We start from the raw sequence: 12,936 nt of genomic DNA, 5'->3' as shown, positions 1-12,936 counted from the left end.
GTTATATATCTGAAAATCAGTAAGGTTTTTCTATGTTATTGAAGTATTTTATTCAATCGGTGATAACATAAATGTTGCCAAATCGTTGCCACGTACTAAACAAATTAGTTTGGAATCCGCATAAACACTGGGTTTGTAAATTCCATTTTATTACTCAAACTCAATCGTAGCCGGCGGTTTCCCCGTACAATCATAAAGCACCCTATTCACATGCTTCACCTCATTCACGATCCTGCTGGTCACTTTCCCCAGCACTTCCCAAGGCAGTTCTGCCGACTCCGCCGTCATAAAGTCCGATGTAGTAACCGCACGCAATGCCACAGCATAGTCATACGTTCTCTCATCTCCCATAACACCAACGGATCTCATATTCGTAAGAGCCGCAAAATACTGTCCAATTTGTTTATCAACACCAGCTTTTGCAATTTCCTCACGATATATAAAATCTGCTTCTTGCAGTATCTCAATCTTCTCAGCCGTTACTTCTCCAATGATACGGATAGCAAGTCCCGGGCCCGGGAATGGCTGTCTGAATACGAGATATTCCGGGATACCCAGCTCTAAGCCGGCCTTACGTACTTCATCTTTAAATAAGAGGCGCAGAGGCTCAATAATTTCTTTGAAATCAACATAGTCGGGGAGTCCTCCCACATTGTGGTGGGATTTGATCACTGCTGATTTTCCTAAGCCGCTTTCGATTACGTCCGGATAAATTGTTCCCTGTACCAGGTAATCAACCTTTCCGATTTTCTGAGCTTCTTCTTCGAATACACGGATGAATTCTTCACCAATGATTTTTCTCTTTTCTTCCGGTTCTTCAGCACCTGCCAGTTTTTCATAGAATCTGTCCTGTACGTTTACGCGTATGAAGTTCAGATCATAATGGCCTTCCGGACCGAATACGGCTTCTACTTCATCTCCTTCGTCCTTACGGAGAAGACCGTGATCTACGAATACGCAGGTCAGCTGTTTTCCTACTGCCTTTGCAAGCATTACAGCTGCCACAGAGGAATCCACACCGCCGGAAAGGGCGCAAAGCACTTTTCCATTGCCGACTTTTTCGCGGATCTGCTGGATGGACGTCTCTACGAAGGAATCCATTTTCCAGTCACCTGCACAACCGCAGACATTATATACGAAGTTTGACAGCATTTTTGTTCCCTGCTGTGTGTGTACGACTTCTGGGTGGAACTGTACCGCATAGAGGTTCTTTTCTGGCATTTCCATTGCAGCTACCGGGCAAACTGGCGTATGGGCTTTGATGCTGAAGCCTTCCGGTGCATTTTCAATATAGTCTGTGTGGCTCATCCAGCAGATTGTCTTGCCGTCTATGCCCTCAAATAATTTGGAATTGGTATCTACATCTACTTCCGTTTTTCCATATTCACTTACAGGAGCAGTTGTGACTTTTCCTCCCAGTAAATGTGCCATCAATTGTGATCCGTAGCAGATACCCAGGATTGGGATGCCCAGCTCAAATATTTCTTTTGTGCAGGTTGGTGAATCTTCTCCATAGACACTGTTTGGTCCGCCGGTGAAAATAATTCCTTTTGGATTCATTTCTTTTATGGTTTCAAGATCCATGTCATAAGGATGCACCTCACAGTAAACATTGCATTCTCGTACACGTCTTGCTATTAACTGATTATATTGTCCGCCAAAATCCAGTACTATAACCATTTCTCTTTTCACGGTTTGTCCTCCTACGTTTTCTTTCATTCCTTAGTCTTTATGATGCATTCTCTCCATTATAATGGAAGAAATACAGTTTTACAAGTAATTTACTTTATTTTTTTCATCCTATTTTTAAATAAAATACCAAATTTTTATATAAATGATAAAATTTAACCAATACAAGGGGCTGTTGGATCATTGAATTCTGCCCACTGCACACACTCATTTATATCTTCTGATACTGCCACTTTCCTCTGGCATAACGGATCATGAAGCAGATTCCACGGAACAGCCAGTCTATGGTCATGGCTACCCATACGCCAAATACACCCCATCCCAGGTATTTTCCCAGCACATAACTGAAAGCAATGCGGAAAATCCACATGGATAATATGGATATTATCATGGTCAGCCTCACATCATTTGAAGCCCGCAGAGTATTGGGCAATGAAAATGACATGGGCCAGATCGTACAGCAGCAAATGGCATGGTAGGTTAATATCTGTGTTGTCATCTGCGCGGTTACATCAGAAAGATTATAGACTTTCATGATCAAAGGCAGCAACAGGAATATAATAACGTTCATGCCCCACATGGCAACATAGACGATCTTCATCAGCTTTTTGGTATAATGTTTTGCCTGGTCGTAATCCCCTGCGCCCACACACTGGGATACAACTGTCAGGATCGCAAATCCGATTGCCATCCCCGGTAAAATCTGGAACATTGCTATGGTATTGGACACGGCATTTGCTGCGATAGATGCTGTGCCAAAACCGGCTACCAGACTGAGTACCAGGATTTTACCCAGCTGGAACATACTGTTTTCCAGACCGTTTGGTATTCCGATATGTAAAATTTTACGTACCATATGTCTGTCGAATTTGATAGAAAATGGCCGTGGAAGATGGATTTCCTGATTGGCTCTTGCAAGCAGCAGTATCATTATGACTGCTGCTACGATTCTGGAAATCAGAGTCGGTATAGCCGCTCCTGCAACTCCCATCTTCAAACCAAAGATTAAGATAGCATTTCCTGTTATATTTATGGCATTCATAAGCAGTGATGTTTTCATAGAAACTTTGGAATTGCCCATTGCACGAAACAATGCTGCACCGCTGTTATACAGGGCAATAAACGGGATGGATGCCGTTACAATTACTAGATATGTCTCTGCATGTCCCATGACATCTGCTTCTATCTGCCCAAATACGCCGTGCAGGATCAATCCCTGCCCCAGATAGACCACCGCAGTAATAATAATAGAAAGTACAGTAGTAAACAGGACCAGCTGTTCTGCGGCCTTACAAGAGCGCTCTGCACGCTTCTGGCCTATGTACTGCCCTGCTACGACTGCACCTCCAGTCGCCAATGCCGCAAAAATATTGATCAGCAGGACCATTACGGTATCTACCAGCGATACACCCGATACTGCTGACTCTCCTACACTGGCGATCATTACCGAATCCGCCATTCCTACGGTTACCGACAACAGCTGTTCAATAATCAAAGGTACAATTAATTGCTTCAGCTGTTTATTTGTGAACATCATTGTTCTCTCCCCCAATTCTTCTCTTCCTGTACATTTACTTGCTGATTTGCAGTTTCGCAACGTAATCTTCTTCTGTTATCAAATATATTCCTTTATCTGTTTCCACTCTTCCAGCAGCCGTTCCATATTGAATGCAGCATTTGCCGGACTGCTGCTTGGAAGACGAGTGATTTCACGCTCTGTCTCTGGAAAAGAATACTTTTGATAAAGCTCATATGCTTTTCCACCGTTGGCGTATATTTTTCCGATATCAGCCTGTCCCAGAATCAATGGAAGATCTGCCGCAATGACATTTTTAATGGAACTGTCACTGGAACCAATGATATCACAGCTTGCTATTACATCCCAGATCGCAATGTGGTTATTCAACAGAAGGGTCTTCTTTTCCTCAATTGTCACAGGAACTTCGCCTTCAGTCAGCGCAGCTATGATTTTCCAGAACCGATTCTGTTTGTGCCCATAATAAAATTGATTTTCTCTGGATTTTACGGAAGGAAATGTTCCAAGTATCAGTATTTTAGAATCTTTGTCAAATACCGGATCAAAGGTATGGGACAAATGGGTATACTGTTGATTATCTTTTAATTTCATATCTTACTCCTGTCTGAACGAAAGCCCGGCTTAAGTGCCTGGCTTTTACAAGAAACTATAATATTATATCCCCTATACATATGGAATACAATAGAGATATTATATGAAATTTGCAGCTTTTTGACGTTTATCTGATATTATTTGCCGGATCTTAGAAAAAAACGGGGAACATCCATTTTCGTGTCCCCGCTTTTCATAACTCCCTCTGTGAATCCCTGACTATTGGTTTGTCTGATGAAGATATTTTTCCCGTGTAGCAAGCCCACCTCTTATATGACGCTCGGACTTGTTGACATCCAATACCTTCCTGGCACATTTGGCCAGCGTTGGATTAATCTGAAGCAGTCTTTCGGTGACATCCTTATGTACCGTACTTTTGCTTATCCCAAATTTCTTCGCTGTTTGTCTTACTGTGGCATTTTGTTCTATGATATAATTCGCAATGTCTATTGCCCTTTCCTCAATATAACCTTTCAAGGAAATCCCCCTGCAATCACTGTGTTTTTAACATTGTATGCAGGGGGGTGTGGGATTAGAATATAGTATATGCCAAATTCTATTTCAGCTGTCCTCTTCCGGCTCCCATCAGCAATTTCTCCTCATTTCCTAATTTTACAGTACAAAAATCATTGTACCGCCCGCCTCCATCATAGTGCTTTACTTTCACCAGCTGAACCGTTTTTCCATCCAAAATCAGGCGTTCCTCAATTATTTTTTGAGAAAACAAGCGATTCTGAACCTGTCTTTGTATAAAAAAGCCTTCTTCATCTAATATTACTTCAAACCGCTCCCGCAGAAGCTTTTCTGGTGCTTTCTGTTCCGTTGTATATCCTCCGTCCCGCACCAGAGCACAGAGATTAAGCTTACCTTCAGAGTAATATAAATAGCTGCTTTCTGAGACCAGGCATCCAAAATAAAAACCATCCAGACTATCTAAATCCCCGTCTATTATTCTATTTAGACCCGTTTTTCTCTTTTCTTCTTTTTCCTCTTTACCTTTTTGTAAAAAATCATTATACACTCCGACATATGTGGACCAATCCTTAGATATTTTTTCTGAAATCAAATCCGGAGCCAGTTTGATTGCTTTTTTTGCACATTCCTGAGCTTCCAGAACGTCCTCCGAAAGCAGCACACCGATCATATATTCATTTAAATTATTAGTAACATGTAAAACATATTCCCAAAGAATCTCATAGTCAGTCGGATATTTTTTAATTAGCTTTTTAAACCTTTTATCACATTCCTCATATTCACCAACTGTTTGCAATTGTTTTATATTTTGCAGTTCCCGTTGCTTTTCCGAAATCTCTGGAGATTCACCAAGCATAAATGCCGCTTTGCAGTAGTCACAGACAGCTATTTTTGTTGTCAAATCAACCTTTAATTTCCCATTACAATTCTGACATACAAGTTCTTCCATCACAATACCTCCCGATGCACACATATTTATACAAGCGTTTACCCGATCAGAGTTCATTCGTCCTGTCATCCCATCAACCAGTATTTTTACTCCAATCCCATATGGCTTTTCGAAACATCCCTTTCTCTCATTATAACTTTCTTTTATCCCATAAGCAATATCATCCCTTTGCATATTTGAGCATATTAGAAAAATTATGTTACTGCTCACAGGCATGCTGTAAACAGTGTTGCCGACCGTTCATTTTAACCATTTTGACCGCATAATCCGCCCTGGTAATCTCCCTTCTGATATGCTAAAATAAAGTAACTTTAAATGAGGCACATTATGCAGAATGGGTAACTATTTTATATATGGCAAAAGGGGGCGAAAAATAAAACAACAATTAAACGAAAAGATTCGTGTGGAAATCAATGATATGAAGCAAGGTATGTTTTTGCAAAGCAAGGACACTGATAATCCGGTATTATTATTCCTTCATGGGGGTCCTGGATCACCGGAGATTGCATTTACCCAGAAACATCCAACCGGACTGGAAAAAATATTTACGGTATGCTGGTGGGAACAAAGAGGCAGCGGAATTTCTTACAATCGCAGTATTCCAAAAGAAATGATGACAATCGATCAGATGATTTCTGACACTGTAGCGGTAGTCAACTATCTGCGCAGACGTTTTAGGAAAAATAAAATATACATAATGGGGCATTCCTGGGGAACTGTCCTGGGGATCCTTACGGTGCAGCAGGCACCGGAGCTTTTTCATGCCTATATCGGCATAGGGCAGGTTGCCCGACAGGCAGAGTCAGAAAGGCTTGCATATACCTTTATGGTCAAAAAATTCCAAAGCGCCGGCAAGAAAAAAATGGTCCGTAAATTTAAAAAGTTTCCCATCGATAAAGGCGCCGAAATCGATATAAAATACCTCTCTCTACGTAGTGACGGCATGCAAAAACTTGGTATTGGCACCATGCACCGCAGCAACTCTATGATGGATTGTGTAAAAATGGTACTTGGTTATAAAGGTTATACATGGAGTGAAAAAATGAAGTACCCATTGGGCAACAGTTTTTCTCTGAACTGCCTCTGGGATTTTGTACTGCAAAGTGATTTTTGTAAAAAAGTTCCCCAGCTGGAAGTACCGGTCTACGTGCTCCATGGAAAGTTTGATTACCAGGTTTCTTACGTGTTAGCGAAACAATTCGTTCAGAACATAGACGCTCCGGTAAAAGGTTTCTATACCTTTGAACGTTCCGCTCATAGCCCATGTTTTGAGGAGCCTAAAAAAATGTGTCATATTTTACTTAAAGATGTGCTGCACGGAAAAGCCGATCTGGCTGATAAGTAAAATATAATTAAACTTTACTATGAAAATGCTGCAACTAAAAATAGGTGCAGCTTTTTTCATTGGTTCTTCAGAATTCTGCATACATACCTGCATACTGTTTATACATCTGCAAAATATTTTTTTAGGGAATGTAGTCTTTCTAAAATTACCGCTTTCAATGATGCCGTTTGTATGAATATTATGGATTCCCCATAAGCAATAAAGTAATCTGCAATAAATTTCTCCTCGCCCTTGTTATAAAAACCACGAATGAAATATCGACCATTTTCTATACAAAGCTCCATGGACGGATAGTGTTCTTTATAATACAAGTCTACTCCTCTTTCGGATATTTCCACCTTAAAATCCACTGCATCCTGCATTTTATACAATTTGTCGGCTGATTTCTCAAATACTTCAAGTGGTTTGGATTTGCAATGACTGCATTCCCTAACATCCATAATCTTGTCACAGCGAAACACTTTCGGGCTGTCTGTCTCAAAGTCGTAGCCCGTTGCATACCATTGTCCATATGCAGAGGAAATATTAAAAAATTGAATGGGATAATCTATTTTATGACCATTTTTTCGATAGGTTATTATGCAGACTTTTTCCTCTATGGCTGATTGTAAAATTGCACTTAGATATTCGCAATGATTTCTATGTTGTATCCCAGCCAGACTAAATACTCTTTCAACTCTGCGAAGCATATCAATTTTTTCTGGGGATAAACAAAGTTCAAATTTCTTTTTTAGTTTTTCAGCACACAAATGAAAGGGGGTGCTTTCATAATCCCGCAATGTAAGCAATGAAAAATATAATGCATATACTTCATCGATGTTAAATACAATAGGCGACAACAATCGATTGCGTAATATACCATAATAACCGTTTCTGCCGCTTTGTGAATATATTGGCATGCCGATACGTTCTAAAGCCTCCACGTCTCTCAGCGCTGTGCTTTTTGAAATACTATACTTTTCCATCAAATCTTTCAGATTGAAAATATTATTATCATTTAGAAATAACATCATATCATTTATTCTTTCAGACTTATTCATTCTCCACCACCTAATATAAATTCCTCTAAAAGGTATCATCAGTTGAAACCTTTTTATATTATACTTCAATTATCCAATACAAAAAAGAAGGAAGAGTGTAAAACATGAAAAGAATTTTCTTAGCCGCTTCATTTAAAGATGTATGCCCCCTATTCGCTGACTTTGAGCGAAACATAAAGGGGAAAATTGTGACTTTTATTCCTACGGCCAGTATGGTTGAAAACGTTGTTTTCTATGTGGAAGCCGGGAAGAAAGCACTTGAAAAGTTAGGTGCTATTGTAGACGAACTGGAACTATCCACAGCAACGGCTGAAGAAATACGCACAAAATTAAAATACAATGATATCATCTATGTAACTGGGGGAAACACGTTTTTTCTATTGAAAGAGTTAAAAAGAACCGGAGCAGATAAAATTATTATAGAAGAGGTAAATGCGGGTAAATTATACATTGGAGAGTCTGCCGGAGCTATGGTTACTGCTGCTAATATTGAATATGCCAAAGGAATGGACAGTCTCAAAAAAGCTCCAGGTCTGCTTAATTTTGATGCTCTAAATTTGGTGGATTTCTATACAGTGCCCCATTATACCAATTTTCCATTTAAGAAAGCAGCACATAAAATTATGAGTCAATACTCATCTGAATTAAAATTACTTCCTATCAGCAACCATGAGGCAATTATAATGGATGATGATGAGATTCGGCACTGCACCGATAATCCAATGGAGACATATAGCAAAACCGTTTAAAAACTGTTGCAAAATACTGGCTGGAAGAGAACCCATACTCGTATGCAATCTCGGTAACCGTCCTGTCACTGCTCCATAGTTCATTTTTTGCTGATTCTATTTTCCGGCGCAATATATATTCCCTGGGCGGGATCCCTGTTGCTTTCACAAAATTAAAATGGAAGCGCGAAACAGACAGCGCCATCTGTTTCGCCAGCTCTTCTATTTTTATATCATCTTTGATATGATTTTCTATATATTGTAAAACTTCTTTCATCTGCTTTTCTTCTTTTTTATCCTTTTTCTCTTTTTTATCCTTCCTCTCTTTTTTCTCCTCTGTCTCCTCCTTCTTATCATCTATATTATCTTCTATATTATCTTCTATATTATCTTCTATTTGTTCCTGTATATTTCCCATAATATTTTCTTCATATTTTGCCGGGCAGGCAGTCATTAACAGCATCAGAGATGACAGCGCGTTTCGAATTCTTGTACGATAAAATTTATCCGGACTCAGCATGATTTCCATAATCTCTTTGCACAGCCCGATCATTTGGTCATTTCCCTGATAAATCCTTCCGGTTTCTATTTCAAAATGTGAGATAAAACCCTGTGCTTCAGATTTATCACAAATAACCCCTGATTGTATTACATTTTTCAAGTCGATAATTAAATAATACAAAGATGCTTTATCTTCCGGATTCCCTCCGGTACTATGCCATTCTCCCGGCCTGGCAACAAAAATATCCCCGCTGTTAACCTTATAGGATTTTTCCTCCACACTGTAAATTTGACAGCCTTTTATCAAAAATACAAATTCTGTCATATCTTCATGGGTGTGTACTGTCAGCGGTCTGTGGGCTTTAGTATAATTTACTTTCCCCAACCGGAACAGCATACGTTCATCCTGGTAATACTCCACGATCTTTTTATCTTTTTTCACCGTTGTTATCCTCCATAAGGCTCCCAGCCGAAATCTATGTTTCATTTTCAACTGCAATAAAAACTCAAAAGCCAAACTGTCAATTTTGATTTACAATAATCTTAACAAAAATCAGCAAGAAAGGAAACACATTATGACACCAAAAGAAAATATGTTAAAAGCCATCCGGTTTGAATCGCCCGATTATATCCCCATGACATTTAAAATCAATGACTCCTGCTGGAATTCCTACCCTCAGGATTTTCTATTTGAACAAATGGAGCGCCATCCGCTGTTATTTCCGGATTTTCATAGACCGACTATCCCCTATATACCCAAATACGCCGCAGTCGCAAAGAAAGATGTCCCCTTTAAGGATGATTGGGGTTGCATCTGGCATACAAGTATGGATGGCATTACTGGAACGGTAACGGAACATGCTCTGTCATCCTGGGACTCATTTGAAAGCTATAAAGGTCCTGACCCGGCATGCTGCATGGGTATCGGACCTGTGGACTGGACTGTGGAAGCAAAACGCATCAGAGACCTGCAAAGTCAGGGAAAACTTGCAAAAGCCGGACTCAGACACGGACATACCTTCCTCCAGCTGTGTGATATCAGAGGATATGAAAATCTCATATTTGATATGGCTGACGAAGAACCAAACCTTACACAGCTTATAGACATGATTGAATCCTTTAACCTGTACATTATCCATAAATATCTGGATATGGATGTGGATATCATTACCTATCCGGAAGATCTGGGCATGCAGACGGGCCCTATGCTGTCTCCCCACCATTTCCGGAAATTCATTAGTCCAAGCTATAAACGCCTGATGAAACCTGCCTTAGACAAAGGCACCATCGTGCATATGCACTCTGACGGTGATATACGATTGCTGCTTGATGAGCTTTTGGTAAGTGGTGTCGGCATCATCAACCTCCAGGATCTCGTAAATGGCATCGACTGGATTAAGGATCGTCTGGCGGGGCGTGTCTGCCTGGAACTTGACATCGACCGTCAGACTATCACTTCCCAGGGATCACCCGATCAGATCCATAGCCTCATAAAGGAAGAAGTTCGTAAGCTGTCATCTCCCAAAGGTGGACTAATGATGATTTATGGACTATATCCGGGGATTCCGTTAGAAAATATCGTGGCTGTTATGGATGCTATGGAGGAATACGCTGTATATTACTCATAACTAATATTTGAAATCTGGCTTTAGATCTGGGTTTAGATGTATTACTAGATATACTAATACATTCGAGCTACATCTGCTAATACATTCAATACTATATCCACTAATAAATCTATCAGCATATGCACTTCGGGCAGATTCAGTGTCCGATGGTGCATATGCTTTATAAGTTCAAATCTCATCTGCTAAAGCGTGCTAGAGCGAACGTTTTATAGGGTTCTATTAGGTGACTTATATTGGGGTTTAGCTGAGAAAGGGACGCTTTGTGTAATATAGGTAGTGTACGAAAAGATGGGGGTGGGAAACTGATATGGACTCCGTCAGCTTGCCGCAGAACTGGTATTTTCTAACCTTTGCGGAGCGCTTTTTGGCGGCACGCGGGCATTCGCTCCGAAATCCTAATGCATTTCGCAGCTCAGTGCCCGCTTAGTATCCGATGGGAACCAATCGAATACTATCCGCCAAAAAACACTCCGCAAAGCTAAGTAAATACTCAGCTCTGCTCTACGCTTCCTCCGCCCATATCAGTTTCCCACACCCATCTTTCCGAGATCCAGTTTACTGCCACAAAGCTGGTTTTCTCAGCATGGTCGGACCCCTGGGCTGTGGCTGGCTGTTCTTTATTGGATGCAGCGTGATATGTTTCGGCTATTTATGCGTAAAAGATGAAAGTTTGCTACTTTTTCTGGAATGAAGAAACAAATTACGGTGATAAGTTCAGTTGCTTTATGCTAATCGTTTTCAGCATGATAGATGCACTGAGGCTAAAACTGTCTATTCTTTATTGGATGGAACGCAGTATATTTTTGGCTGTTTATGCATAAAAGAAGATGAAAGTCTGCTTCTTTTTCTGATCACAGAAAGAAAAACAAATCCCGTTCTCTAGATCAGTTTCTTGACATCATTAGCTTTACGCCAATCGCGTCCAACATGCCACAACCCCAGGGTTCCATCATCCTGAGAAAACCAGCTTTGTATCAATGAATGCTATCCCGAAAAGAGAAGGCGGCGGACCAGGACAGGTGTTTGGAAGGCGTATAGCAGAGCTGAGTATTTACTTACCTTCCCAGAGTGCTTTTTGGCGGATACAATTCGACTGGCTCCCATCGGATTGTAAGCGGGCAGTGAGCTGCGAAATGCATCAGGATTTCGGAGCGAATGCCCGCGTGCCGCCAAAAAGGGCTCTGGGAAGGTTAGAAAATGCCAGTTCTGCGGTAAGCCTTCCAAATCAATGTCCTGGTCCGCCCCCTTCTCTTTCCGTACACTACCTATCATCTACAAAGCGTCCTTCCTCAACTAAACCCAAATATAATTCATTTAATAGAACATTACAAAACCTTCGCAGTAATACCAGATAATTGCTCCAATCTACACTAAATATCTATCCTGATTTTTAAATACCTCAGCCATAATCTGAATATTCTCAACTGGTACATCTCCCGGAACTGCGTGTGTGGGTGCCAGAATATATCCACCGTTTCCTTTCATAATGCCTGCCGTTCTGATAATAACATCCTTTACCTCTTGCGGTTCAGCAAAAGGCAATAAGGTCTGGGTACTGATACCACCCCAAAAGGTAAGTCTGCCTCCTGTTTTCTTCTTTATTTTTGCCATATCATAGATTTCAGGCTGAAAGGTCTGATAGACATCCAGACCAATCTCTATAAGATCTTCAAAGACAGCTTCAATGTCCCCGCAAGAATGCTGGATAACATATTTTCCAGCGCTTTTGATCTGGTGATACATCCTTTTCATTTGGGGCTGAATGAATTCCCTCCATTTCTCAGGTCCCATGATCATTCCTCTCTGCTGCCCCCAATCATCTCCAAGGCATATGCCGTCAATATCATACTCTAATGCAATCTGTATTAAACGACAGTTATAATCGCAGATCTTTCCCAGCAGTTCATGTACAAAATCCGGTTCTTCGATCATGAAAACCAGTAAATTCTCCATTCCGCACAGTGTCCACGCACGCTCGAACATGGAGAAACTGATAGAAGCTGTTTTAAAAGACGCTTTCCCATTTTCTGCAAGCTGCTTTAGCTTTTCACGTACCTGTTCTTCCTTAATTTCCGGAAAAGTATAAGACTTTAAATCCTCCGGTTCACAAAGAATACAGGAATCAATCACTCCAATATCCTTATCCGCACCGTTTCGGTTCCAGCACACACCAAAATCGTCCATATAATATCCCGGCATGTTTTCGACTTCTGTATATCCGCCATCTATACCCATCATATCAATATCATTATCCAGCGTATCCTGATAATTGCTTATTCCGGTAAATTGGCGCATCTTTTCCAGTTCTTCCGATCCCAGCTCAATATAATGGGGTATTCTATCTGTATCCAAATGTTTTATGCAGTTTATTACCCGCTCTCTGCCTGTCATAGTATTTCCTTTCCGAATCCTGTTCTTCATATGCATCTAGTACACATATCCCATCTGTTCCCA

The 12,936-nt window shown here is 40.6% G+C and carries 11 protein-coding genes; 3 read left to right on the top strand and 8 right to left on the bottom strand.

Annotated elements, in window-relative coordinates; translation table 11 throughout:
* Nucleotides 1-150: 150 nt before the first annotated feature.
* From guaA to QR40_RS07665, 5 genes are all read right to left on the bottom strand, one after another.
* Nucleotides 151-1,692, bottom strand: coding sequence for a glutamine-hydrolyzing GMP synthase (gene guaA, locus QR40_RS07685; protein WP_044294217.1), 1,542 nt, complete (start codon nucleotides 1,690-1,692; stop codon nucleotides 151-153).
* Nucleotides 1,693-1,900: 208 nt separating this feature from the next.
* A complete protein-coding gene (locus QR40_RS07680; protein ID WP_044289234.1) occupies nucleotides 1,901-3,226 on the bottom strand; it encodes an MATE family efflux transporter in 1,326 nt (441 codons plus the stop codon).
* A 78-nt stretch (nucleotides 3,227-3,304) separates the two neighbouring features.
* Entirely contained in the window at nucleotides 3,305-3,817 is a 513-nt protein-coding gene (locus QR40_RS07675) for a DNA-deoxyinosine glycosylase (protein WP_044294215.1), read from the bottom strand.
* 219 nt (nucleotides 3,818-4,036) lie between these two features.
* Entirely contained in the window at nucleotides 4,037-4,294 is a 258-nt protein-coding gene (spoIIID, locus tag QR40_RS07670) for a sporulation transcriptional regulator SpoIIID (RefSeq protein WP_027293161.1), read from the bottom strand.
* Between the two features lie 79 nt (nucleotides 4,295-4,373).
* The gene (locus QR40_RS07665; protein WP_044294213.1) at nucleotides 4,374-5,414 is read right to left on the bottom strand and encodes a hypothetical protein; all 1,041 of its coding nucleotides are present in this window, start codon (nucleotides 5,412-5,414) and stop codon (nucleotides 4,374-4,376) included.
* Between the two features lie 160 nt (nucleotides 5,415-5,574).
* Here QR40_RS07665 and QR40_RS07660 point away from each other — a divergent pair, with 160 nt between their 5' ends.
* A complete protein-coding gene (locus QR40_RS07660) occupies nucleotides 5,575-6,585 on the top strand; it encodes an alpha/beta fold hydrolase (RefSeq protein WP_044294211.1) in 1,011 nt (336 codons plus the stop codon).
* Nucleotides 6,586-6,683: 98 nt separating this feature from the next.
* Here QR40_RS07660 and QR40_RS07655 read toward each other — a convergent pair whose 3' ends face one another.
* Complete coding sequence (locus QR40_RS07655) at nucleotides 6,684-7,625, bottom strand: helix-turn-helix transcriptional regulator (RefSeq protein WP_044294210.1); 942 nt, start codon at nucleotides 7,623-7,625, stop codon at nucleotides 6,684-6,686.
* A gap of 104 nt (nucleotides 7,626-7,729) precedes the next feature.
* On the opposite strand from QR40_RS07655, the gene QR40_RS07650 reads away from it, so the two are divergent.
* Nucleotides 7,730-8,374 carry a peptidase E gene (locus QR40_RS07650; protein ID WP_044294208.1) on the top strand — a complete coding sequence of 215 codons (645 nt, stop codon included), beginning with the start codon at nucleotides 7,730-7,732 and terminating at the stop codon, nucleotides 8,372-8,374.
* On the opposite strand, the gene QR40_RS29615 is transcribed toward QR40_RS07650, so the two are convergent.
* On the bottom strand, nucleotides 8,304-9,341 hold the full coding sequence (locus tag QR40_RS29615; protein ID WP_081998818.1) for an AraC family transcriptional regulator: 1,038 nt from the start codon (nucleotides 9,339-9,341) through the stop codon (nucleotides 8,304-8,306). The two genes, QR40_RS07650 and QR40_RS29615, sit on opposite strands and share 71 nt — an antisense overlap.
* 88 nt (nucleotides 9,342-9,429) lie before the next feature.
* On the opposite strand from QR40_RS29615, the gene QR40_RS07640 reads away from it, so the two are divergent.
* Nucleotides 9,430-10,482 carry a uroporphyrinogen decarboxylase family protein gene (locus tag QR40_RS07640; RefSeq protein ID WP_044294205.1) on the top strand — a complete coding sequence of 351 codons (1,053 nt, stop codon included), beginning with the start codon at nucleotides 9,430-9,432 and terminating at the stop codon, nucleotides 10,480-10,482.
* Nucleotides 10,483-11,847: 1,365 nt separating this feature from the next.
* On the opposite strand, the gene QR40_RS07630 is transcribed toward QR40_RS07640, so the two are convergent.
* Nucleotides 11,848-12,903 (bottom strand): uroporphyrinogen decarboxylase family protein, encoded by a 1,056-nt coding sequence (locus QR40_RS07630; protein ID WP_200889736.1) that lies wholly within the window; start codon nucleotides 12,901-12,903, stop codon nucleotides 11,848-11,850.
* Between the last annotated feature and the right edge of the window lie 33 nt (nucleotides 12,904-12,936).

This window comes from Robinsoniella peoriensis (genome assembly GCF_000797495.1).
Lineage (GTDB): Bacteria > Bacillota > Clostridia > Lachnospirales > Lachnospiraceae > Robinsoniella > Robinsoniella peoriensis.
Note: the sequence above shows the minus strand (reverse complement) of the source record. Positions and strands in the feature narration are given on the sequence as shown.